Genomic DNA, 23,356 nt, shown 5'->3' on the forward strand with positions numbered 1-23,356 from the left:
CCTGGAGTCCCTGTGCAGCATCTCGTCACCGATCTGCTGGTCACCCTCGCCTACGGCGTGGTCGGCGTCGTCCTCATGGCGATCGGCTACGCGCTGGTCGACCTGGCCACCCCCGGCAAGCTCCACGAGCTGATCTGGACCGAGCGCAACCGCAACGCCACGGTGCTGCTCGCCTCCAACCTGCTCGGTGTCGGCACCGTGGTGGTCGCCGCGATCGTGGCCAGCGACGACGACTTCGCGCTCGGGCTGGCCGGTTCCGCCGCGTACGGGATCCTCGGGCTGGTCATCATGGCGGCGGCCTTCGTGCTGCTCGACGTGGTCACCCCCGGCAAGCTCGGCGAGCTGCTGGTCGACCCGGAGCCGCACCCGGCGGTCTGGATCTCCGCCACCGTGCACGTCGCCACCGGCGCGATCATCGCCGCCGCGATCAGCTGATGGCCGGAAAGGCCACCGCGACGCAGAACAAGCGCCGACAGGCGCTGATCTGGACGGTGATCATCGGTATCACGGTCGGCGCCTGCGTCATCGGTGCGATCACCGGCGACTCGGACACCGACGTGCCCGCCCCGGCGGCCGACGAGCGCTCCGGCACCGTGCCCATCCTCCGGGCCGCCGCCGACAGCCAGGGCATCTGCTACGGCTGGCAGCTGGTCGACACGTACGACCCGGTGAGCGTCGGCTCGAACCTCGGCGACGGCACGGCGGTCGCGGACGCGCCCGGCTGCTCCCGGTGGATCGAGGTGTACGCCAACGTCATCTACACGTCGTCCAGCAGCGAGTCGAACGACTCCGCCAGCATCCGGGTGAAGGGGTCGGACGACATCGAGTTCAGCGACCTGGCCGCGATCGAATCCGGGCTGGGCCGCTTCGGGCTGGACGAGGACGCGTTCGTCGACGACCCGGGCTGGGCCGTCACCCGGGCCGCGACCATGCTGCCGCTGCTCGCCACCGAGCGAGGGCTGGCCGACCCGGCCGCCACCCCCACCGCCGAACCGGCCACCCCGGCCGCCCCGCTGCCGGACGCCGGCAGCGACTTCTGGCGGGACCGCTGGATCCTGCTGCTCGCCACCGTTGGGCTGTTCCTGCTCGCCGCGCTCTTCGTCACTGTGGGCGTGCGACAGCGACGACGGCAGCTCCGGGGACGGGTGCCCGCGCAGCGCGCCGGGGCGGGCGCCGCCGGGCGTACCCGGGAGAAGGCGTGACCGTCGACGCGCCCGCACGGCCGCGGTGGCGCCCGGCCCGCGCGGCGGTCCTGCTCGCGGTCTTCGTCTGCGCGGCCTGCGGCCTGGTCTACGAGCTGGCCCTGGTCGCGCTGGGCAGTTACCTGATCGGCGACGCGGTCGGCCAGGCGTCGATCGTGCTCGGCGTGATGGTCTTCGCGATGGGCGTCGGCGCGCTGGTGGCGAAGCCGTTGCAGTCCCGGGCGGCGGCCGCGTTCGCGGCGATCGAGCTGACCCTGGCGCTGCTCGGCGGCCTCTCCGTGCTCGGCCTCTACGCCGCGTTCGCCTGGCTCGACCTCTACGGCCCGGCGCTGGTCGGCACCGCGTTCGTGCTCGGCCTGCTGATCGGCGCGGAGATCCCGCTGCTCATGGTCATGCTGCAACGCATCCGGGAGCAGTCCGCGGGCAGCGCGGTGGCCGACCTGTTCGCCGCCGACTACGTCGGCGCGCTGCTCGGCGGGCTGGCCTTCCCGTTCCTGCTGATGCCGATCTTCGGCCAGCTCAAGGGCGCGTTGGTGGTCGGCGCGGTGAACGCCGTTGCCGGAGTGGCGCTGGTCTTCACGGTGTTCCGCGACGAGCTGAGCCGCCGGGCGCGGGTCGGCCTCGGCGCCGGCTCCGTCGTGGTCGCGCTCCTGCTCGGGTACGCCTGGGTGACCGCCCACGACTTCGAGGTGACCGCCCGCCAGCAGCTCTACCGGGATCCGGTGGTGCACGCCGAGCGCAGCCGCTACCAGGAGATCGTGCTGACCCGCTCGGTGCGGGAGGTCGGCCACACCGACACCGACCTGCGGCTGTTCCTCAACGGCGACCTCCAGTTCAGCTCCGTGGACGAGTACCGCTACCACGAGGCGCTGGTGCACCCGGCGATGCGCGGGCCGCACGGCGACGTGCTGGTGCTCGGCGCCGGCGACGGGCTGGCCGCGCGGGAGATCCTCAAGTACCCGGACGTGCGCTCGGTGACCCTGGTCGACCTCGACCCGGCCGTGGTCGCGCTGGCCCGCAGCGAGCCGCAGCTGCGCGAGCTGAACCGTCGGTCGCTCACCGATCCCCGGGTCCGGGTGTTGAACCTGGACGCGTTCGGCTGGCTGCGGACCGCCACGGAACGCTTCGACGTGGTGATCGCCGACCTGCCCGACCCGGACGAGACGGCCACCGCGAAGCTCTACACGGTCGAGTTCTACGCGCTCGTCCGGCCGGTGCTGGCTCCGGGCGGCCGGCTCGTCGTCCAGTCCGGCTCGCCCTACTTCGCGCCCCGGTCGTACTGGTCGATCGAGCGGTCGGTGCGGGAGGCGGGCTTCGCCACCACGCCGTACCACGTCGACGTGCCGAGCTTCGGCGACTGGGGCTTCGTGCTCGCCGCGCCGGGCGACGCCGCGCCGGAGCTGGCGCTGCCGGCCGACGCGCCGCCGCTGCGCTTCCTCACCCCGCCGGTGCTCGCCGCGGCCGCCGCCTTCCCCGCCGACCGGGCCCGGGTGGACGTGCCGGCCTCGACGTTGTTGCAGCCCAGGGTGCTGGAGTACGCCCGCGAGGAGTGGCGCGGCTACTAGGTTTCGGGGCATGCCACCCGGACCGTCCCACCACCCGCCGGGGCTCGGCTGGCTGGTCCGCCGGCTGCCGCCCCGGGCGATCGGCGCCGCCTCCCACCTCCAGGCGTTCGTGCTCTCCGGCGTGGTCACCGTGCTGGCCGTCCGCGCCTACCTCCAGGCCGCCGACTACCCGCAGCTCGGCGGCGGCGGGCTGCACATCGCGCACGTCCTCTGGGGTGGTCTGCTGCTCGCCGTGGGGCTGGGAATCCCGCTGGTCTTCCTGGGCGACGGATCCCGCACCGCCGGGGCGGTGGTCGGCGGGGTCGGGTTCGGGCTCTTCATCGACGAGGTGGGCAAGTTCGTCACCGCCCGCACGGACTACTTCTACGCCCCGGCCGCCGCCATCATCTACGTGGCCTTCGCCCTGCTCGTCCTGCTCGTCCAGGCGGTACGCGGGCGCACCGGCCGGTCCCGGCTGACCCCGGCCGAACGCACCGCCAACGCGCTGGACGTGGTGCTCAGCGCGCTGCCCGGCGGGCTGACCGACCGGCGACGGGCGGCCGTGCTGCGCCTCGTGCAGGGCACCGGGCCGGCCACCGAGGCGGCGCTGGCGCAGCTGCTGGACGTGGTGCCCCGGCGGGAACCGCCGCCGGTGCGCTTCTGGCAGCGCGGGGCGGAGCGGGCCCGCCGGCTCGGCGCCTGGGCCGCCGGCCGGCGCTGGCTGGTCTGGCCGGTGGTGGTCTACCTGGTGGTGGAGCCGCTGGTGACGGTCGTGGCGGTGCTGGTCGACGGCGTCACCGGGGAACTGGACCAGGAACGCGAGTGGGGCGCGGTGCTCGGCGTGAGCGCCACCGCTCTGGTCACCGCCGTGCTGAGCCTGTGGGCGGCCTGGCTGCTGCGGCGGAATCGCACCGAGGCGTTCCGGTTGTTCAAGCTGGCGCTCCTGGTGGACCTGCTGTTCGGGCAGGTCTTCAACTTCACCGTCAACCAGTTCGGCGCCGTCTTCACGGTCGCGCTCGACCTGGCCCTGCTCGGCGTGGTCACCGCCGAGCACCGCCGGCTGCGGCGCGCCGCGGACCGGTGAGCCTTTCCGACGTGCCCACCTGGTGTGAGATCGCTACGGTGGTCATCTCATCGAGGGAGGGAGAATCATGGTCGATGCTCCGGGCACCACGCCCCGCGCGCGTCCCAGTGTGGTGACGCTTTCCAGCTGGCTGCTCATTCTCGTCGCCGTCATCCAGGTGCTGAACCTGATCGTGACGCTGTCCGTCATCGGCACGATCCGCGACGTCCTCAAGGACGCGTACGCGGGCACCTCGGCCGAGTCGGCTGGCGACATCGCGTACGCCTTCACCATCGGCTCGTCGATCCTGACGCTGCTGCTCGCGGCCGGCCTGGTCGTGCTCGCGCTGCTGAACAACCGGGGGAAGAACGCCTCCCGGATCACCACCTGGGTGCTCGGCGGCATCCTGCTCTGCTGCACCGGCGGTGGCCTGCTCAACGGCGTCTCCGGCGGCACGATGGGCGGTGGCGGCAACTCCAGCGGCGACCTGCCCAGCGGGCAGGAGATCCAGCGTCGGCTGGAGGACGCGCTGCCGTCCTGGTACGGCCCGGTCAGCCTGCTGCTCGGCATCGTCGCGCTGCTCGCCCTGCTGGCCGCGCTGATCCTGCTGGCGCTGCCGAAGGCGAACGAGTTCTTCCGCAAGCCGAAGGCGGCCTGGGAGCCCCCGGTGCCGGGTGGCGCCTACCCGGCGTACCCGTCGACCCCGGGCCAGTCGACCGACCCGGCCTACCCGTCGACCCCCGGCCAGCAGCCGACCGGCGGCACGCCCCCGACGGCCCCCGGTGGCCAGCCGCCGGCCGGGCCGACCGGTCAGCCGGGCGAGCGCCGCGACCCGGAGCCGCCACCCGGAAGTTGACGGCAGGATTTCAGCGACGCCGACGATCCCTCCGAGTAGGTTGCAAGCCGACGCCTACCGGAGGGATCTGTCGTGTCCAACCCCGATCGGGTAGCTCCCCGCCGACCGGGCACGGTCGTCGCCGCGGCGGCGGTGCTGCTGCTGATGGCGGTCGGCGCCGTGGCGTACGCGGTGACGAACCTGGCCGTCGCGGGCGGCACGGTGGACCGGTTCCGGGCCGCGGCGGCGGACACCGGCGCGGGCGGCGGCGACATCGACCGGGTGGCCGGCCTGCTGCGCGGCTCGACCGTGCTGGCCGCCGTGCTCGGCGTGCTGGCCGCGCTGCTGCTGCTCGGGCTCGCGCTGGGCCTGCTCGCCGGCCGCCCAGGGGCGCGGGTGGCCACCTGGGTGGTGGCCGGGCTGGGCCTGCTCTGCGGGTGCTGCGGTCTGGCGGTGCTGGTCGGGCAGCGCGCCGCGCCGCTGCGGCTCGGCGCCGACGACCGGGTCACCGCCGACCTGCTGGGGCTGGTCGGTGACGCCTATCCCGCGTGGTGGATCCCGCTGAACGCGGCGCTGTCGGTGGCGCAGATCCTCGGCTACCTGGTGGTCGCCGCGCTGCTCACGCTCCCCTCGGCGAGCGCCTTCCTGCACCGCCCGGCCGCGCCGCGTTCCGGCCCGGCGACCGGCTACGGCGCGACCGTGTCCGGCGCTCCGGTCTCCGGGCCGACGCCGTGGGGCCCGCCGGCCGGTCTGCCGCCGTCGTCGGCCCCGCCCGGGTCGGTGCCGCCGTACGCCCCGCCCGGGCCGATGCCGCCATCGTCGGCTCCGCCCGGGCCGATGCCGCCGTCGTCGGCTCCGCCCGGGCCGATGCCGCCCTCGTCCGCCCCCACCGGGCCGACGCCACCCCCGACCGCCCCGCCGGTGACGCCGCCGTCCGGGCCGACGCCGCCCCCGGAGGACCGCCCGTGACCGTTGACCCCCACCCCTCCCGGCGCTGGGCCCTCGTCACCGGCGCCAGTCTGGGCATCGGCGAGTCGTTCGCCCGCCGGCTCGCCGCGGACGGTTGGAACCTCGTGCTCGTGGCCCGCGACTTCGCCCGGCTCGACGCCCTGGCGACCGAGCTGGCCGGCCGGCACGGCGGCGAGGTGAAGACGATCCCGGCCGATCTGTCCACCGACGACGGTTGTGCGGTGGTCGAACGCCGGTTGACCGCCGGCCCGCCGGTGGAGCTGCTGGTGAACAACGCGGGGATCAGTCTGAACACGCCGTTCGTCCGGTCGACCGTCGCGGACGAGGCCCGGCTGGTCCGGCTCAACGTGCTGGCGGTGCTCCGGCTGACCCACGCCGCCCTCGGTCCGATGATCGAGCGGGGTGAGGGGGCAGTGATAAATGTCTCTTCGGTCGCGGGTTTCGGCGTGCCCATGCCGGGATCGACGTACTCGGCCAGCAAGGCGTGGGTGACGAACTTCAGCGAGTCGATCGGCCAGTCGGTGGCCCCGCTCGGCGTACGCGTGATGGCGCTCTGCCCCGGCTACACCCGCACCGGCTACCACGAACGCGCCGGCATCGACATGTCGCGCACGCCCGCGTGGATGTGGCTGCGGGCCGACGACGTGGTCGACGAAGGGCTGCGTGACCTGGGCAAAGGCAAGTTGGTCAGCGTGCCGAGCTGGAAGTACAAGCTGGCTGTGGCCGGGCTGCGGCACGCGCCGAAACGGTTGCTGCGCGGCGCCGTCCGGGACACCCGGGGAAAGGTCGACCGGGCCCGCGGCTGACGGTCGGCGGTCCCGCCACCGGCCCGGCCGCGCCGCCGGCCCTGGATGGACGGTCGCGCAGAGTAGCCGGACATTGCCAAGCATCGGTTGCCCGCCGGGTGATCCGGGCGGACCCCACGGACGGCGTCCAGACTTGCGAAGTACGCTCTATCGCCATGGGGGACCACGACGACCTGCGTAAATTCATCACTGACCTGGCCGTGGTCCACGGTCGGGTGGTGCTCTCATCGGGCCGTGAGGCGGACTGGTACGTCGATCTGCGTCGCGTCACGCTCCATCACCGGGCCGCCCCGCTGATCGGCCGGGTGATGTGCGACCTCACCGCCGACTGGTCGTACGACGCGGTCGGTGGACTGACCCTGGGCGCCGATCCGGTGGCGGGCGCGATGCTGCACGCCTCGGCCGGCACCGACCGCCCGTTGGACGCGTTCGTGGTCCGTAAGGCGGGTAAGGCGCACGGTCTCCAGCGCCGGATCGAGGGGCCGGACGTCGCGGGTCGCCGGGTCCTGGCGGTGGAGGACACCTCGACCACGGGTGGCAGCGTGTTGACGGCGGTCGAGGCGTTGCGTGAGGCCGGGGCCGACGTGGTGGGCGTGGCGGTTATTGTTGATCGAGGCGCCGGCGACGCGGTGCGAGCCGCCGGATTGCCGTATCGGGCGGCCTATACGTTGGCTGACCTCGGCCTTGTGGCGTAAAAGTTTGCCGATTCGGATCTGCTGATATGCAGGCGGATCGATGCTGCTGGTGGAAGGATGGAATACGTGGGAACTGCGTTGGCTGAAATGACCATGCCTCAGATCTCGCCGCTTGCCGGCGAGCCGATCGAACGCGCCGACGCCGAGCGGCTGGCGGGGGTCCTCAAGGCCCTCGCCGACCCCGCCCGGCTCCGGCTGCTCAGCCTGATCCAGTCGGCTCCCGAGGGGGAGGCGTGCGTGTGTGACCTCACCGCGCCGCTCGGCCTCTCGCAGCCGACGGTCAGCCACCACCTGCGCATCCTCACCGAGGCCGGCTTGCTGGAGCGGGAGAAGCGTGGGGTCTGGGCGTACTACCGGCTGGTGCCGACCGCGATCGCCACGATCGCGGATCTGCTCACCCCGCCGCGGAAGCGGGCCACCAAGAAGGCTCGCTGAACCACGGCCCGTCCGAGGACGGGCCGGCCGGCCGAGGCCCCGGCGCGATGGCACGCGCGCCGAACCCGGCAGGCCGTCCCGCCCGGGTGCGGGTGACCGGTGGCGTGCCAGGGGTGGCGTCACCAGTCGCACGGCGACGGCTGAAGCCGTCCGTGCCAGTGGTTCGACAGGTCACGCATGTGCGAAGGCCGGCTCCCGTCCGGGGGCCGGCCTTCGGTGTCCGCGCGGTCAGCGGCGGTGCTGCCCGCCGTGCCCGTGCGGGTGGTCGTCGCCGTCGACGGCGTCCCGGGCGGCCTCCACCGCGCCGGCCGCGGTCGCCGCCGCGATCACCGCCACCGCCTCGCCGCGCTTGCGCGCCTTCCGGTCGCGGAGGAACTCGAAGAAGATCGGCAGCACCGAGATCACGATGATCAGCGCGACCACCGGCAGGATGTACCGGTCGATCTTGTCGCCGATGGCGTCGTAGATCTGGCGGGCCAGCAGGTAGCCGATCAGCAGGATGCCGTCCACCCAGAGGATCGCGCCGACCACGTTCCAGACGAAGAACTGCCGGGCCGGCATGCCGAGCACGCCGGCCACCGGGTTGAGGAACGTCCGCACGATCGGGATGAAGCGGGCCAGCACCACGGCCTTGGCCGGGCCGAACTTCTGGAAGTAGTACTCCGCCTTCTCCACGTACTCCCGCTTGAAGAGGCGGGAGTTGGGCTTGTCGAACATGCGCCGGCCGTAGCGTGCGCCGAGCCAGTGCCCGAGCTGGGCGCCGGCGATCGCGCAGAGCGGGCCGCCGATCATCAGCCCGGCCAGCGAGAGCCGGGTGCCGTCGCCGAAGATCGCGTCGGCCACCGGGGAGGCGGCCACCCCGGCCAGGAAGAGCAGCGAGTCGCCCGGGAAGAAGAACCCGACCAGCAGGCCGGTCTCGGCGAACAGGATCGCCCAGACGCCGATCATCCCGAAGGTGTGGATGAGGTCCTTCGGATCGAGCGGGTTCAGCGCCACGTTCTCGGAGATCATCCGGGTCTTCTCAGCTGTGTCCACGGCCACACAGGTTACCCGGGCCCGGTCCGGCGTCGCGCCGGACCGGGCCCACCGTCGTCTACAGGCGCGGGTCCACGGGTTCGGACTCGCAGGCGAGGATCGCGAAGACCAGCTCGTGGCGGCGCCAGAGCGGGGCGTCCTCGGCCAGCGCGTCCAGGGCGGCCAGGCCCAGGCCGTGCTCACGCAGCGCCAGCCCGCGCTTGCGGCCCAGCGAGCGCCGCCGCAACGCGGCGAGCTGACCCGCCCCGGTGTAGCCGGGGCCGTAGATGATCCGCAGGTACTCCCGACCGCGGCACTTGATCCCCGGCTGGAGCAGCGAGCCCTTCGGCGAGCGGGCGGCCGGGCCGGCGTACGGCTTGACCACCATGCCCTCGCCGCCGGACCCGGTCAGCGCCAGCCACCAGTCCGTCGCGGCCGCCACCGCCGCCTCGTCGGCCAGCTCCACCACCCGCCGACGCGTCGGGGTGAAGAACTCCGGGTCGGCCGCGCAGAGCCGGTCGGCCAACGCCAGGTGCCACCCGTGGTCCCGGTCCGCGTAGCTCGTGCCCGCGCCGGCCAGCACGGCGAACGGCGCGAGCGTCACCCCGCGCAGCCCGTCGGTGCGACCCACGTACGCCCGGTACGCCGCCGAGTAGGCGGTCACCTCGGCCGCCCGCTCGGCGGTCCGGGCGTGCAGCTCCGTCACCGGCAGGCCGCGCCCCGCGGCGGCGTGCAGCGTGGCGAGCACCGCCGGCAGCGCCGCCCGGCCGGCCGCGCCCACCCCGGCGTACTGCTCACGGATCAGCCCGCCCGCCTTCGCCGACCACGGCAGCAACTCCGCGTCGAGCAGCAGCCAGTCGGTGTCCAGCTCGGCCCAGAGGCCGGCGGTGGTGACCGCCGCGCGCACCCGGGCCAGCAGCTCGTCGTCGAGCGGCGGACCGAAGAACGGCCGACCGGTACGGGTGTGCACGGCGCCGCCGCCGAACCGGCCCGGCTCCCGTTCCACCAGCACCACGGCCCGCGAGCCCATGTGCTTCTCCTCGCAGACCACCCGGTCGACGCCGGCCGCACGGTAGTCGGCGAACGCCTCGGCCGGGTGCTCCAGGAACCCCTCGACGGTGGACGTCGAGCAGGGCGCCATGGTCGGCGGCAACCAGACCAGCCGACCCGGGTCCACCGCGTACCGGCTCATCACCTCCAGCGCGGCGGCCGCGTTCTCCGCCGGCACGGTCAGCGACCCGTACGCGTGGGTGAGGTGCCGCCGCCCGGTCACGTCGGCCAGGTCGAGCACGGTGTCCGGGCGGGCCGGCGGGGGCGGCACCAGCGGGCGGGCCGGGGCGTACCACTCCTGCACCGCCGGGACCGCGACCAGCTCCTTCTCCGGGTAGCGCAGCGCGGTCAGCTTGCCGCCGAACACGCAGCCGGTGTCCAGGCAGATGGTGTTGTTGATCCACTCCGGCTCGGGCGTCGGGGTGTGCCCGTACACGACCATGGCCGAGCCCCGGTAGTCGCGGGCCCACGGGTAGCGCACCGGCAGGCCGTACTCGTCGGTCTCGCCGGTGGTCTCGCCGTAGAGCGCGAACGACCGCACCCGGCCGGACGCCCGGCCGTGGTAGGCCTCCTTCAGGCCGGCGTGCGCCACCACGAGCCGCCCGCCGTCCAGCACGTAGTGGCTGACCAGACCGTCGATGAACGTCTCCGCCTCGGCGACGAACTCCGGCGTCTCGGCGGCGAGCTGCTCCATCGTCTCGGCCAGGCCGTGGGTGAGCCGGACGTCCCGGCCGCGCAGCTTGCGCAGCAGCTTCTGCTCGTGGTTGCCCGGCACGCAGATCGCGTGGCCGGCCGCCACCATGCCCATGACCAGGCGGAGCACGCCGGGCGAGTCCGGGCCGCGGTCGACCAGGTCACCCACGAACACCGCGGTACGCCCCGACGGGTGCGCCGCGTCCACCGGGCGGCCCGCGTCGTCGTGCCGCAGCACGTAGCCGAGCCGGGACAGCAGCGTCTCCAGCTCGGCGCGGCAGCCGTGCACGTCCCCGACCACGTCGAACGGGCCGGTCAGCTCCCGCCGGTCGTTGAACAGCCGCTCGAAGCGGATCTCCGCGGCGTCGATCTCCTCCACCCCGCGCAGCACGTGCACCTTGCGGAAGCCCTCGCGGGCCAGCCGCCCGTACGACTGCCGCAGGTCGCGGCGCATCCGGGTGAGCACCTGCCGGCCGTGCGTCCGGTCGGCGCGGGCCTCGGTGCGCTCCCAGGCCACCGCCTCCGGCACGTCCAGCACGATCGCCACCGGCAGCACGTCGTGCTCCCGGGCCACCCGGATCAGCCCGGCCCGGGCGTGCGGCTGGAGGTTGGTCGCGTCGACCACGGTCAGCCGGCCCCGCCGCAGCCGGATCCCGGCCACGTGGTGCAGCGCGTCGAACGCGTCGCCGGACGCGGACTGGTCGTTCTCGTCGTCCGCCACCAGGCCACGGAAGGTGTCCGAGGAGAGCACCTGGCTGGCCGCGAAGTGCCGGCGGGCGAACGTGGACTTGCCGGAGCCGGAGACGCCGACCAGCGCCACCAGGGCGAGTTCGGGAATGTCCAGGACGGTCATCGGGTCGTCTCCTCCTTCCGGTCGTTGCGGGTCAGCACCGCCAGCTGCGTCGGGGTGCCCACCTCCGGGTCGGCGTCGCCCACCCCGGTGATGGTGGCCGTGTAGCCGTGCGCCGCCGCCACCCGCTCGACCCAGGCGGCGAACTCCGCCCGGGTCCACTCGAACCGGTGGTCGGCGTGCCGGAACCGACCCGGCGCCAACCCCTCGTAGCGGACGTTGTACTCGACATTCGGGGTGGTCACCACCACGGTGCCCGGTCGGGCGTGACCGAACACCGCGTCCTCCAGCGCCGGCAGTCGCGGCGGGTCGAGGTGCTCCACCACCTCCATCAGCACCGCCGCGTCGTAGCCGCGCAGCCGGTCGTCCCGGTAGGTCAGCGCGGACTGTCGCAGGTGGATGCGGTCCCGCTGCCGCTCGGGCAGCCGGTCCAGCCGCAACCGGCGGGCGGCCAGACCGAGCGCCCGGTCGGAGACGTCGACGCCGACCACCTCGGTGAACCGCCGGTCGGCGACCAGCGCGGTGAGCAGCGCGCCGCCGCCGCAACCCAGGTCCACGACCCGGCTCGCGCCGCTGTCCCGCAGCGCGGCGAGCACCGCCTCCCGCCGCTGTGCGGCCAGTGGGACCCGTCGCGGGTCCCCGGCCGGGCCGGCGTCGTCGGCGGTCGGGTCGATGCTGTCGTCGGCGTCGGGCTCGTCGGCCAGGCGCAGCTCGGCGAGGCGGGCCAGCGCCGTACCGGCCAGGGCCCGCCGGTGCGCCAGGTAGCGCCGGGTGATCAGGCCCCGCTCCGGGTGGTCGGCCAGCCAGCCGGAGCCGGCCCGCAGCAGCTTGTCCACCTCGTCCGGCGCGACCCAGTAGTGCTTGGCGTCGTCCAGCACGGGCAGCAGCACGTACAGGTGGTTGAGGGCGTCGGCGAGGCGCAGCGTGCCGGTCAGCGTCAGGTCGACGTACCGGCTGTCACCCCATTCCGGGTACGTCTCGTCGAGCGGGATCGGCGTGGCCGTCACGGTCCAGCCGAGCGGGGCGAACACCCGTACCGCCAGCTCCGCGCCGCCCCGGCAGCGCAGCACCGGCACCCGTACGGTCAGCGGGATCGCGGTGGCGGCCAGCTCCGCGCGGTCCCGCGACTCGCCGCGCAGCGCCGAGCGGAAGACCTTCGCCAGCGCGGAGGAGAGCAGGCTGGACGCCGCGTACGGGCGGTCGTTGACGTACTGCCCGAGGGTGGAGCCCTCCGGCGCGGTCGCCTGCCGGCGGCCCCGACCGGCGCCCAGCTTCAGCGGGTCGACCTCGACCAGCAGCGCCGCCGTGCACCGCGCCTCGTCCGCCTCGGGGTAGAACACGTGCGCGACGCCGGCGGGCAGGTCGAAGCTCTGCACGCGGTCCGGGTGCTTCACGAGGAGGTGGCCGAGGTCGGTCGCGGGACGGTGGGTCGTGGTGAGGGTCAGCAGCACGTGGTTGATGCTCTCAGTAGTGTCGATCAATTTCTTTGGTCGCGGTGGGGGTTTCCGGGGAGCCCGACCCGCTCCGGGCGGTCAGGCTTGATCCCTGCGCGGGTCGGGCTCCCCGGAAACCTGACGTGGTCGTTCTCCGTCCGCATGGCGCTGTGTGGGTTGGTCTTTCGTGGTGCTTCGGATACGGCGGTGCCCCGCCGACCGGGGTGGTCGGCGGGGCACCTCGGTGTGCTTGGTCAGGCGACGAAGCGGGTCTTGCGGCGGCGGGCCACCACGTAGCCGCCGAAGCCGGCGGCGAGCAGCAGCGCGCCGATGCCGGCGATCAGGCCGGTGGAGGAACCGGTGATCGGCAGCGTGCCGCCGTCACCGCCACCCTGGCCGCCGTCGCCACCCGGAGCGGCGTTCACCACGAGCTTCGCGGCGTCGTTGGCCTTGTTGGTGTCGTCCTGGAAGCCGTCGCACTCGCACTTGGCGTTGATGACCACGGCGCCGGTCGCGTTCGGGATCACCTTGTCGATGCGGAGGCCCAACTCGACGGTCTGCTCCTCGCCGGCCTTCAGGAAGATGCCCGTGTAGCAGCGGTAGGCCTTGGCGCCCGGGGTGCCCGGCTCCTCCCAGTCACCCTCGTTGTCCTTGAGCGGCACACAGTTGTCGGCCACCTCGACCGCGGTGGTCCCGGTCGGAACGGTAAAGTCGATCTTGGTGACGGACGATCCGCTCCGACCGAAGTCGAGCGTGGCGGGACCGTTGTTGCGGACGCCCACGGTCGCCTTGACCACGTCGCCGGCCTTGCCGGTCACCGAGTCACCGATGGCGGCGAGGTCGACGCCGTTCTTCCCGGTGATCTTGACCTCCATGCCGGACCAGTTGTTCTCCGGGTTCGGGTCGGCCTGGAAGGACCGCGCCTGCACGGAGGACTGCTTGGTGAGCACCAGCGGCCCGTCGGTGCCCGGCTCGCCGACGGAGATGTCCCGGCTGTCCAGGTAGTCGACGAAGTCGTCGAACTCCGCGACCGTCATCCAGTTGTGGTACGCGTAGTCGGCGCCGGGGGCGTACGCGTCCTTGGCCACCGTGTAGGGCACGGTCGCCGCGAAGGTCTCGCCGGCCGCCACGGAGAGGTCGGGGAAGGTGCAGGTGCGCAGCCAGTCCTCGGCGTAGGTGCAGTTGCTGTAGTGCTTGCTGGTCCGGATGCCGTAGTCCTGGTCGAAGACCACCACGGCGCCCTTGGCGGTCGTCTCACCGGCGTTGCGCAGGGCGAGCGGCGCGGTGAAGGAGCCACCCGGGGCGGCGGTGCGGGTCACCTCGGGGCCGCCGGCGAGGTCGACGCTCTCGCCGACCTTCACCTTGGCGGTGTGGCTGGCCGAGGTCACGCCGTCGGCGCTGACCGTGACCTTGAGGTCGCCGGAGTCGCCGTCCTTCGCGCCGTCGACCGGCGCGATGTTGATGTTGAGCAGGCCGGCCATGCCCCACTCGTCGATACCGACCTCGAAGTGCTCCTGGCAGAGCAGGACGTTCTTCTCCGGGGTGGTGCAGTCGCCCGCGATCTCCGGGGTGATCTTCGCCTTGCCGGCGAGCCCGGAGTAGTCGTAGCGAACGGTCAGGTTGTTCACCACGACCGGCTCACTGGCGTAGATGTAGGGCGTCTCGACCTTGCCCTCACTGTCAAGGGCGACGGTGGTGTTCGGGAAGTAGAGCGCAAGCTGAACGGCCGGATCCGCGGCCGCGGCGGAGGTGGCGGAGGCGGCGACGAACGCGCCTGCGACGCCCAACCCGGCGAGCCAGCGCCGGGTGGAGTTGCTGAGCATGAGGGGGGTCCTCCCGTGGGGGTGATCAGGTGGAGCCCGTGGAGCTTAAAGATTCCTTAAGTCGACCCGCTGCCCCGGTCGGCGAACATTGACCGAACGGTTGATCACGGTTGCCGCAACGTTCCGGCCGCCCGTACCCGTCCACCAATCGGGACACCGGGAGGTGCAGTGACGTACGAGGAGTTCGCCGACGCGCGGCTGGGCGCCCTGCTGCGGTACGCGGTCATGCTGACCGGTGACCCGCACCAGGCCCAGGACCTGGTGCAGGAGACCATGGTCCGGGTCCAGCTGAACTGGCGCCGGGTGGCGCGCAGCGACGTGCCGGAACGGTACGTGCGCCGGATGCTGACCAACCAGTTCGTCGACTGGCGGCGCGGCTCGTGGGCCCGTCGGGTGCTGCTGCGCGGCGAGCCGGACGAGACGGTGCCGGCACCGGCGGACCACGCGCAGTCCGCGGTGGACCGGGACCAGGTCTGGACCTGGCTGTCCGGGCTGCCGCGCCGGCAGCGCGCGGCGCTGGTGCTGCGCTACTACGAGGACCTGCCCGACGCGGAGATCGCCGAGGTGCTCGGCTGCGCGGTCGGCACCGTCCGGTCCAGCATCTCGCGCGCCCTGGCCACCCTCCGAGCCGAACACGTGGAGGTCTGCTCATGACCGAGGACGAGCTGCGGGCGGCGTTCGCCCGCCACGAGGAGCTGGCCCCGCCGACCGGCCCGGTCCGCGCCGCCATCGACCAGGCGGTGGTGCGTCGCCGTCGCCGTCGTCGCCGGGTGCGCCTCGCCGGCACCGCGCTGGCGGTCACCGCGACGGCGCTGGTCGGGTTCACCGTGGTCGCGCCCCGGCCGCCGGCACCCGCCCCGCCGGCCGCCGCGCCGACGTCCATCCCCACGGGGGCGATGAACGTGCTGCTGCTCGGCGTCGACCAGGCGGGCCCGGACCGGCGGGCCGATTCGATCCTGCTGGTGCACGTGCCGGCCGACCGGAGCCGGATCTACCTCGTCTCCATCCCGCGCGACCTGCTGGTGCCCATGCCGGACGGCGCCGCCGGCAAGATCAACGCGACCTTCTCCCGGGCCGCCGCGTCGGGGGACCTGGCCGCCGGCTACCGGGCCACCCGCCAGGCGGTCACCCGGCTGACCGGGGTACGCGTCGACGCCGGCGCGGTGCTGACCTACGCCGCGACCCGCGAGCTGACCGACGAGGTCGGCGGCGTGCCGGTCTGCCTGCCGGCGCCGGTGCGCTCGGTGCACACCGACCACCGGTTCCCCGCCGGCTGCCAGCGGCTCGACGGCACCCGGGCGGTGGACCTGCTCCGCCAGCGGTACGGCCTGCGCGAGGGCGGGCTGGACCGGGACCGCAACGCCACCCGGTACGCGGCCGGCCTGCTGCGGCAGGTGCGGGAGCGGGGGACACTGACCGACCCGGCGCGGCTCGGCCGGTTGGTCGGTGAGATCGGCCCGGGGCTGACCGTCGACACCGGTGGGACGTCCCTGCCGCTGCTGCTGTCGGTGGTCGCGCGGGCCGCCGCCGCCGAGCCGGTCGCGCTCGGCCTGCCGATCCGCTACGAGGACTGGACGGACCGCGGCTTCGAACAGCCGGACCCGACGCTCGCCCCAGGCTTCCTGGACGCGCTACGCACGGACCGGGTGGCCGGCTGGACCGCCGCCCACCCGGACCACGTCACGCCCCTGCGTCAGCGGTAGTCGTCCTCGTCGGCGGTGACCACCCGGGCCTGCTCCATCGCGTCCCAGTCGGCGACCTCCAGGCCCCGGTGCGGCTCGCCGTCGGTGTCGTCCGGGGTGGCCGAGGCGGCCTGCTCGACCGCGTCGGCCGGCTCCGCCTCGAGATCCCGCTCCTCCGGAGCGAGGTGGTCACTCGGGGCGAAGTCCTCGTCGGGCTGACCCATCGTCCCTCCCTGCGTCTCGTGCGGGCGTCTGCCACCACCACCGTACGGGCTGGTCCGGGCCTCCGCTCGGCGCCGGGCGGAACGGTGGAGTCGGCGATTGTCCCCTCCCCGGCGCGTGGCCCCTGCCAGGATGGTCCCGTGGGCTTCCTGATCCGACTGGCGATCACCGCGATCGCGTTGTGGGTCACCACGCTGATCGTGCCCGGGGTGGAGGTGACCGGCCGCAACGGTGGCACCACCGTGTTCACCCTGATCGTGGTGGCGCTCGTCTTCGGCGTGGTCAACGCCGTGCTCAAGCCGCTCATCAAGGTGTTCGGCTGCGTGTTCTACCTGCTCACGCTCGGTCTGTTCGCGCTCGTGGTGAACGCCCTGCTGTTCCTGCTCACCGACTGGATCGCCGGCCTGTTGAAGCTGCCCTTCCACGTGGACGGCTTCTGGGCCGCCTTCTGGGGGGCCATCGTGGTCGCCGTGGTGAGCTGGCTGATCAGCGTCGTCGTGCCGGACCGCCTGGAGGAGCGGTGAGCCGGCGCCGGGTCGGTTGTGCCCTGCCGGCGCTCCTACGGGATACTGCCCGCGGTGGACAGCGCGGTCCGGCGTACCCGTGGAAGTCAGCGGCCGGAACGGCCGCCTCCATGGAAGACAGCGGCCTGCACGGCCGAGAGCGGTAAGTAAGGAGCGTTCGACATGCCCATCGCTTCCCCCGAGGCTTACGCGGAGATGCTGGACCGGGCCAAGGCCGGCCGGTACGCGTACCCCGCGATCAACGTGACCTCCTCGCAGACGCTGAACGCGGCGCTCAAGGGCTTCGCCGACGCGGAGAGCGACGGCATCATCCAGGTCTCCACCGGCGGCGCGGAATACCTGTCCGGCCCGTCGATCAAGGACATGGTGACCGGCGCGAGCGCGTTCGCCGCGTACGCGCACGAGGTGGCCAAGAAGTACCCGGTGAACATCGCGCTGCACACCGACCACTGCCCGAAGGACAAGCTGGACAAGTTCGTCCGGCCGCTGATGGCGATCTCTCAGGAGCGCGTCAAGAACGGCCAGGAGCCACTGTTCCAGTCGCACATGTGGGACGGCTCGGCCGTGCCGGTGGCGGAGAACCTGGAGATCGCCGAGCAGCTCCTCGCCGAGGCCGCCAAGGGCAAGATCGTCCTGGAGATCGAGGTCGGCGTCGTCGGTGGCGAGGAGGACGGCGTCGAGAACGCCATCAACGACAAGCTCTACACCACCGTCGAGGACGGCCTGGCCATGGTCGAGGCGCTGGGCCTGGGCGAGAAGGGCCGCTACATGGCGGCGCTGACCTTCGGCAACGTGCACGGCGTCTACAAGCCGGGCAACGTGAAGCTCCGCCCCGAGGTGCTCAAGCAGATCCAGGACGCGGTCGGTGCCAAGTACGGCAAGGAGAAGCCGCTCAGCCTGGTCTTCCACGGCGGTTCCGGCTCGCTGCTGTCGGAGATCCGGGAGGCGCTGGACTACGGCGTGGTGAAGATGAACATCGACACCGACACCCAGTACACGTTCTCCCGCCCGGTCGCGGACCACATGTTCCGCAACTACGACGGTGTGCTGAAGGTCGACGGCGAGGTCGGCAACAAGAAGATGTACGACCCGCGCGTCTGGGGCAAGGCCGCCGAGGCCGGCATGGCCGCCCGCGTGGTGGAGGCCTGCGAGCACCTGCGCTCCACCGGCACCACCATGAAGTGACACCCCTGATGTAAGGAAGGGCCCCTTCTTAACAGCTCGCTGTTAACAAGGGGCCCTTCCTCTACCGCAGGCGTTAACAAGGGGCCCTTCCTTGCACGGTCAGCGCACGAGCAGCGCGACGGCTTCGCGGACGTCGTCGGTGAGGTGGATCGTGTGCGACAGGTCACCGAACGGGGAGGCGGCGAAGAGCGGCCGCAGCAGCGACTCGACCGGCAGCTCGGCGGTCCAGAACGCGCGGTCGAGGAAGACGTACGCCCCGCTCGCCCCGTCGGTGCCGTAGAACGTCTTGGTGGCCGCCTGGAACACCTCCTGCACCGTGCCGGCCCGGCCGGGCGCGAACACGATCCCGCCCCGGGCCAGGCGCAGGATGGTGTCCTCCCGGATGGCGTTGGAGAAGTACTTGGCGATCCGGCCCGCGAACAGGTTCGCCGGCTCGTGGCCGTACAGCCAGGTGGGGATGGCCAGCCCGCCGGACCGGGCCCACTCCGTGTCGGGCGCCGCCGGTCGGGGTGAGGGCAGCGACGGGCCGTCCGCGTACCGCTTGCGCACCGCCAGCGCCGCCGCCGTGTAGCGGTCGTGGTCGGTGAAGTCCGGCGCGACGGCGAGCAGGTCGATCGCGGCGGACAGCTCGTCCGCCGGCCAGGCGGCGAGGAACGCGCCCAGGTTCGCCGCCTCCATCACGCCCGGACCGCCGCCGGTCACCACCAGCCGGTCGGCCCGCGCCAGCTCCCAGCCCAGCACCGCCGCCATCCGGTACGCGACGCTGCCGCGCGGGACCGCGTGTCCGCCCATCACGCCCACCACCGACTGCGGGCCGTGCACGGCCAGCCAGGCGCGGGTGGCGTCGGCGAGCGCGTTGTCCACGCCGTGGTCGTGCAGCCGTTGGCCGAGCGCCTCCCGGACGTCCGGCAGGGCCCCGCCGTGCGCCCGGAAGTGCGCGTACACCCGGGTGTCGTACATCTGGGTGAACCCGCCCTCGGCGAAGCCGGCGGCCAGTTCGTCGGCCGTGTAGAGGTGGGACGGCTGGGTCGGGTAGGGCAGGCCGGAGAACGGCGGGACCACGTTGGCGCCGCGCCGGACCAGGTCGGCGCCCACCTCCCGGTCGGCGAACCGGCAGCCCACGAAGAGCGTGCCGGCGACGTCGACGGCGCGCAGGTCGGGGACCGGGTCCAGGTCGAGGCGGAGGCCCTGCACGGTCAGGCCGGCGAGGGTCCCCCCGGCCAGCCGCCGGTCGAACTCGGCGCGGGTCTGGACCTCGTCGACGTGAGGCGCGTGCGGCTCGATGACGTCCGCGGGTGGTGGGGTCGGCACCCGATCATCCTGCCCCGGGCGGGCAACGTCGCAAACCCGGGCGGTACGGACAGGAGCCCGGCGGGCACGCCGCCGGGCTCCTGCGTAACCGGGTCCTGGGGAGGCTCCGGATCTGTAGTTGTAGTGCAAGAACCACGCCGGCGGCATGGGCCGCGGGTACGTCCGCTCCCGCCGCAGGCGTGACGAAACCCTCAGCCGTTCAGCCACCCGACCCGCCCGACCCCCTCGCGCGCCCCAGGGCGAAGCGGGTTGAATGGGGCGATGCAGAACCTGTTGCCTGAGCCCCCGGCCACCCTGCTCCCGGCCGACGAGGAGGCCGACGCCACGCTGGCGACGGCGGTCGAGCAGGGCACCGACGAGGCGTACGCCGAGGTCGCGGCCCGCTTCCCGACCTACAGCGCGGCCTGGGGGGCGCTCGCCGGTCGCGCGCTCGCCGCGGGCCAGGTCGTCCCGGCGTACGCGTACGCCCGCACCGGCTACCACCGGGGCCTCGACCAGCTGCGTCGCAGCGGCTGGAAGGGGCACGGCCCGGTGCCCTGGTCGCACGCTCCGAACCAGGGCTTCCTGCGCTGCCTCTACGTGCTCTCCCGGGCCGCCGGCGAGATCGGCGAGGCGGATGAGGCCGCCCGTTGCGCCCAGTTCCTCCGCGACTGCGACCCGGCCGCCGGGGACGCGCTGGCCAGCGCCTGACCACTACCGCGACGGCCGGTCCCGACCCGGGCACCGGCCGTCGCGCCCGTCCTACAGCCCTTCCGCCACCGACGCGGCGATCTTCAACCAGGCGTCCCGCGTCGCGGAGGAGAGCTGGCCGTACCGCAGCGGCTCGCCGGTGTCGATGAGCCGCTCGTACGGCGCCAGCAGCACCGCCCGGGTACGTGCGGCGAAGTGCGCCTGGATGGCCGGCAGGTCGATCTCCTTGCGGGACGGCGGCATCGAGACCACCGTGACCGCCTGCCGGACCAACCGCTGCCGGCCGCTCTGCTCCAGGTGGTCGAGCATCCGGGCGGCGGTCTCGGCCGAGTCGTTCCGCGCCGACATGGTGACCACGAGCTGGTCGGTGGCGTCCATGGCGGCCTGCCAGTTCTGCGCCCGGACGTTGTTGCCGGTGTCCACGAAGATCAGCTTGTAGAAGCGGCTGACCACCTCGCGGATCTCGGCGAACGCGGCGGCGGTCAGCATCTCGCCGCCGGTCGCGGACTCGTCCGAGGCGAGCACGTCGAACATGCCCTCGCCCTGCGAGCGGACGTACTGCGACAGGTCGCCGACGCGACCGTGCGGACCCTGGAACTGGGCGAGGTCACGCAGCATGTCCCGGACCGTCCGGGCGTGGAAGTCCTGCTGCGCCCGCATGCCGAGGGTGCCCTGGGTCTCGTTGTTGTCCCAGGCCAGCACGTACCCGCCGCGCTTCTGGCCGAACGTCATGGCGAGCAGCAGGATGGCCACCGTCTTGCCGGCGCCGCCCTTGGGGTTGACCACGGTGACCTGGCGCAGTCCGCCGAAGTTGCGGCGGACCATCTCGATGTCCCGCTTCACCTCCTGCTCGTGGCGGCCGGGCGCGAGCCGGACCAGCCCCATCCGGTTCACCACCGCGCGTACCCCCATGGTGGCCACCGGGTCGACCGGTCGGGCCTGGCGGCGGCGGGCGAAGTCCTCGGCGGTCGGCGGCGCCGCCTGCTGCGGCGTCCAGCCCTGCTCCGGGTACGGCGGCTGCGGGGGCGCGCCGGCCGGGCCGGGAGCCGGCGGCGTGTGCGGCTGGACGGGTCCGGCCTGGTGCGGCGCTCCGGCCTGGTGCGGCGCTCCGGCCTGGTGTGGCCCGGGGCTCTGGTGCGGCGTGGGGTTCTGGTGCGGCCAACCGGGCGGGTACCAGCCCGGCTGGCCGGGTTGCGGCGGGTACCCCGGCGGCGGGTAGGCGGCGCCGTTGCCGTAGGGCGGCTGCTGCATCGGTACGCCCGGCGACGGCGGGAACGGGCCGAGTCGGGGCGCGCCCTCCTCCGCGGACCCGCCCGGCCCGTCCGTCGACGGCGACGGGACCGGAGCCGAACCGGTGGCCGGCCAGGCGCTGACGGGCCCGGGGGGCACCGGCCCGGCGGTCGACGGTTCCGTGCCCGCGGGTCCGGGGCCGGGTCCGGGGCCGGGTGCGGGTCCGGACCCGGGGCCCGGGGGTCCGGGGTTCGCGGGGTCAGGGCTCGCGGGGCCGGGATTTCCGGGACCCGCGGTCGCCGGCCCGGGGTTCGGGGCTGCCGGTCCGCCGGCGGCGGTTGCGGTGTCGGCGGGGTTCGTCGGGCCGGCGGTCTCGGACGCGGCGCGCTGGGGCGGCTGCGCCCACGGGGACTCGGCCCGCCCGTTCACGGCCGCGTCGCTGTCGATCCCGGACACGGGCGCGCCGGGCAGCGCGTCGGTCCCGGAGGTGGGCGCATCGGTCCCGGGCGCGGCGGGCGGCGCGTCGTCGGCCCCGGACGTGGGCGCGCCGGAACCGGGCACGGTCGGCGGCCCGTGGGTGGCCGCCGCCGTCGGGGCGTCGACGCGCGGCGCCGGCGGGGTGCCCGGGGCCGGCTGATCGAGCGTGAACGGGAGGTCCAGGTCGACCGGCAGCGGGCGGGTCGCGTCGGGCACCGGGACGCCCGGCGGCGGAACCGGCTCCGCCGGGCGGGTCACCTCGGGTGCCGGGACGACCGGCGGCGGCGGGGGAGCCTCGCCGAACGGGAGCGGCCAGGGCATGTTCGGCTGGACCGGTGCCGCCCAGGGCGGCGCGGTGACCACGCCGTCGGTCTCCTCGGGCGGCCAGAGCGGTTCGACGTCCCGCTCCGGCACCTGCGGTCGGCCCGGCACGTGTGCCGGGTCGTCGTTCTCGTGCACCACGGTTCCTCCCCATTCCCCCCGCCGAGGATAGGCGGTCCGGTCAGCCGGGCCACCCGGGCGAGGATCGACCGGGGTCAGCCCGCCCAGACCGCCCAGGCGCCGGGCTCGGTCCACCAGGACCGCTTCCGGCTCAACTCGCCCTCGACACCGTCGTCGAGGAAGGGCACCTTCTCGTCGCGGGGCACGACCGCCACCGCCCGTCCCCGGGCCCGGCGTACCTCCAGCCGGACCTTCTTCCGGCCCAACGCGGACCGGGTCACCACGGGCACGGCCACGGCCACCGCCACCCGGCCGTCGGTCGGGTCCGGGTCGGCCAGCAGGTCCACCTCGCCGAGGCGCGCGTAGCCGCCGGCGTTCCCGATCGCGCAGGCCGTGATCGGCTCGCTGCCGTCGCTGAGCACTGTGCCGTCGACCTCGACGCGGGCCCGCCAGTGCAGCGGTCGGCCGGCGTCGTCGGCGGCGCCGAGCAGCGCGCCGTCCAGCGTCACCGAACCGCCGTCGTTGCGCAGCAGGTCCAGCCGGCGCGCCGTGCCGTCGAGCACCGCCGCCGCCACGGCCGCCGGGTCGCGCGGCAGCCCGAGCTGCGCGGCCAGGTCCCGCGCCGCGCCGGACCGGGCCGGGTCCAGCGGGAGTACGCCCACCGGGGGCAGGTCGGGCAGCGTCCGGTTCCCGGCCAGGTCCGCCGGGCGGCGGCTGGGCGGCGGGGCGTACCGGCGCACCATGCGGCGCAGCACGGCGCGCAACTGAGCGTCACTGGCCGTGGCCACCACCAGCCGGGTCTTGCCGTCCTGGTCGGGCCAGGTGAGGCCGTCGGCGCGGGCCGGGCCGTCCAGGCGGGCCAGCACCTCGTCGATCTCGGCGTCCGAGCGGGCGGTCGCCGTGGTCACCCGGGCACCGCGGGCGGTCAGCGCGTCCGCGCAGGCCAGCACCGGCACGCGGGGCGTCTCGCAGCGTTCCGGGTCGGTCGTGGCGACACCGTCGTCCGTGCTACCGCAGCAGGCCCCGCCACTGCCACAGCCTCCGCCGGGAGCGTCCCGCTCCGAGCCGAGGGTGAGCAGCACCACGTCGTACACGAAGGAGCCTCCTGCTTCTCGACGAACCCCTGCCGGTCCCGTCGTCACTACTTGTTAGCCTGACACCCCGGGCTCGCTGACCGGTCGC

Annotated in this window: 21 protein-coding genes and 1 pseudogene; 14 read left to right on the forward strand and 8 right to left on the reverse strand. The window is 73.8% G+C overall.

Annotation, left to right across the window (positions count from 1 at the left end):
- Window positions 1–12 precede the first annotated feature (12 nt).
- The 9 genes and pseudogenes from ACN27B_RS10455 to ACN27B_RS10495 all read left to right on the forward strand — a co-directional run bounded on the left by ACN27B_RS10455 (window position 13) and on the right by ACN27B_RS10495 (window position 7,549).
- A complete protein-coding gene (locus tag ACN27B_RS10455; RefSeq protein ID WP_396824555.1) occupies window positions 13–435 on the forward strand; it encodes a DUF350 domain-containing protein in 423 nt (140 codons plus the stop codon).
- Window positions 435–1,202 (forward strand): hypothetical protein, encoded by a 768-nt coding sequence (locus ACN27B_RS10460; protein ID WP_422744681.1) that lies wholly within the window; start codon window positions 435–437, stop codon window positions 1,200–1,202. Before ACN27B_RS10455 ends, ACN27B_RS10460 begins: the two co-directional genes overlap by 1 nt.
- Window positions 1,199–2,767 carry a polyamine aminopropyltransferase gene (locus ACN27B_RS10465; RefSeq protein WP_422744684.1) on the forward strand — a complete coding sequence of 523 codons (1,569 nt, stop codon included), beginning with the start codon at window positions 1,199–1,201 and terminating at the stop codon, window positions 2,765–2,767. The genes ACN27B_RS10460 and ACN27B_RS10465 overlap by 4 nt, the downstream gene beginning before the upstream one ends.
- Before the next feature lie 64 nt (window positions 2,768–2,831).
- Entirely contained in the window at window positions 2,832–3,830 is a 999-nt protein-coding gene (locus tag ACN27B_RS10470) for a hypothetical protein (RefSeq protein ID WP_422745896.1), read from the forward strand.
- Between the two features lie 67 nt (window positions 3,831–3,897).
- Entirely contained in the window at window positions 3,898–4,665 is a 768-nt protein-coding gene (locus ACN27B_RS10475; protein ID WP_099163089.1) for a hypothetical protein, read from the forward strand.
- Window positions 4,666–4,737: 72 nt separating this feature from the next.
- Window positions 4,738–5,322: pseudogene (locus ACN27B_RS10480) on the forward strand (hypothetical protein); the annotation flags it as partial.
- A gap of 287 nt (window positions 5,323–5,609) precedes the next feature.
- Entirely contained in the window at window positions 5,610–6,419 is an 810-nt protein-coding gene (locus ACN27B_RS10485; RefSeq protein ID WP_099163088.1) for an SDR family NAD(P)-dependent oxidoreductase, read from the forward strand.
- A gap of 155 nt (window positions 6,420–6,574) precedes the next feature.
- Complete coding sequence (gene pyrE, locus ACN27B_RS10490; protein WP_091576739.1) at window positions 6,575–7,114, forward strand: orotate phosphoribosyltransferase; 540 nt, start codon at window positions 6,575–6,577, stop codon at window positions 7,112–7,114.
- Window positions 7,115–7,171: 57 nt separating this feature from the next.
- A complete protein-coding gene (locus ACN27B_RS10495) occupies window positions 7,172–7,549 on the forward strand; it encodes an ArsR/SmtB family transcription factor (protein WP_007073957.1) in 378 nt (125 codons plus the stop codon).
- A 228-nt stretch (window positions 7,550–7,777) separates the two neighbouring features.
- Here the strand turns inward: ACN27B_RS10495 and ACN27B_RS10500 are convergent, their stop codons facing one another.
- The 4 genes from ACN27B_RS10500 to ACN27B_RS10515 all read right to left on the reverse strand — a co-directional run bounded on the left by ACN27B_RS10500 (window position 7,778) and on the right by ACN27B_RS10515 (window position 14,412).
- Complete coding sequence (locus ACN27B_RS10500) at window positions 7,778–8,560, reverse strand: DedA family protein (RefSeq protein ID WP_091565846.1); 783 nt, start codon at window positions 8,558–8,560, stop codon at window positions 7,778–7,780.
- Window positions 8,561–8,642: 82 nt separating this feature from the next.
- Entirely contained in the window at window positions 8,643–11,159 is a 2,517-nt protein-coding gene (locus ACN27B_RS10505) for a polynucleotide kinase-phosphatase (RefSeq protein ID WP_422744687.1), read from the reverse strand.
- Entirely contained in the window at window positions 11,156–12,607 is a 1,452-nt protein-coding gene (locus ACN27B_RS10510; RefSeq protein WP_422744689.1) for a 3' terminal RNA ribose 2'-O-methyltransferase Hen1, read from the reverse strand. Before ACN27B_RS10510 ends, ACN27B_RS10505 begins: the two co-directional genes overlap by 4 nt.
- A 236-nt stretch (window positions 12,608–12,843) precedes the next feature.
- The gene (locus tag ACN27B_RS10515; RefSeq protein WP_099163085.1) at window positions 12,844–14,412 is read right to left on the reverse strand and encodes an LPXTG cell wall anchor domain-containing protein; all 1,569 of its coding nucleotides are present in this window, start codon (window positions 14,410–14,412) and stop codon (window positions 12,844–12,846) included.
- Window positions 14,413–14,580: 168 nt separating this feature from the next.
- Between ACN27B_RS10515 and ACN27B_RS10520 the strand changes: the two genes are divergently transcribed.
- Complete coding sequence (locus ACN27B_RS10520) at window positions 14,581–15,066, forward strand: SigE family RNA polymerase sigma factor (RefSeq protein WP_099163084.1); 486 nt, start codon at window positions 14,581–14,583, stop codon at window positions 15,064–15,066.
- A complete protein-coding gene (locus ACN27B_RS10525) occupies window positions 15,063–16,115 on the forward strand; it encodes an LCP family protein (RefSeq protein ID WP_422744692.1) in 1,053 nt (350 codons plus the stop codon). The genes ACN27B_RS10520 and ACN27B_RS10525 overlap by 4 nt, the downstream gene beginning before the upstream one ends.
- Here ACN27B_RS10525 and ACN27B_RS10530 read toward each other — a convergent pair.
- Window positions 16,106–16,318 carry a hypothetical protein gene (locus ACN27B_RS10530; RefSeq protein ID WP_091565819.1) on the reverse strand — a complete coding sequence of 71 codons (213 nt, stop codon included), beginning with the start codon at window positions 16,316–16,318 and terminating at the stop codon, window positions 16,106–16,108. The genes ACN27B_RS10525 and ACN27B_RS10530 overlap by 10 nt on opposite strands.
- Window positions 16,319–16,456: 138 nt before the next feature.
- On the opposite strand from ACN27B_RS10530, the gene ACN27B_RS10535 reads away from it, so the two are divergent.
- Together ACN27B_RS10535 and fbaA are read left to right on the forward strand one after the other, a co-directional pair.
- Window positions 16,457–16,840, forward strand: a complete 384-nt coding sequence (locus ACN27B_RS10535) for a phage holin family protein (RefSeq protein ID WP_091565815.1) — start codon at window positions 16,457–16,459, stop codon at window positions 16,838–16,840.
- Window positions 16,841–17,002: 162 nt separating this feature from the next.
- Window positions 17,003–18,025 (forward strand): class II fructose-bisphosphate aldolase, encoded by a 1,023-nt coding sequence (gene fbaA, locus ACN27B_RS10540; protein ID WP_091565811.1) that lies wholly within the window; start codon window positions 17,003–17,005, stop codon window positions 18,023–18,025.
- Window positions 18,026–18,124: 99 nt separating this feature from the next.
- On the opposite strand, the gene ACN27B_RS10545 is transcribed toward fbaA, so the two are convergent.
- Window positions 18,125–19,336 (reverse strand): LOG family protein, encoded by a 1,212-nt coding sequence (locus tag ACN27B_RS10545; RefSeq protein ID WP_422744695.1) that lies wholly within the window; start codon window positions 19,334–19,336, stop codon window positions 18,125–18,127.
- A gap of 261 nt (window positions 19,337–19,597) precedes the next feature.
- Between ACN27B_RS10545 and ACN27B_RS10550 the strand changes: the two genes are divergently transcribed.
- Complete coding sequence (locus ACN27B_RS10550) at window positions 19,598–20,026, forward strand: DUF3151 domain-containing protein (RefSeq protein ID WP_091565804.1); 429 nt, start codon at window positions 19,598–19,600, stop codon at window positions 20,024–20,026.
- A gap of 51 nt (window positions 20,027–20,077) precedes the next feature.
- On the opposite strand, the gene ACN27B_RS10555 is transcribed toward ACN27B_RS10550, so the two are convergent.
- Together ACN27B_RS10555 and ACN27B_RS10560 are read right to left on the reverse strand one after the other, a co-directional pair.
- The gene (locus ACN27B_RS10555; protein ID WP_422744697.1) at window positions 20,078–22,195 is read right to left on the reverse strand and encodes a chromosome partitioning protein; all 2,118 of its coding nucleotides are present in this window, start codon (window positions 22,193–22,195) and stop codon (window positions 20,078–20,080) included.
- Between the two features lie 74 nt (window positions 22,196–22,269).
- Window positions 22,270–23,268, reverse strand: a complete 999-nt coding sequence (locus ACN27B_RS10560) for a hypothetical protein (RefSeq protein ID WP_422744699.1) — start codon at window positions 23,266–23,268, stop codon at window positions 22,270–22,272.
- Window positions 23,269–23,356: the final 88 nt, after the last annotated feature.

The sequence above is a fragment of the Micromonospora sp. WMMD754 genome, from assembly GCF_049315235.1.
GTDB lineage: Bacteria > Actinomycetota > Actinomycetes > Mycobacteriales > Micromonosporaceae > Micromonospora > Micromonospora sediminicola.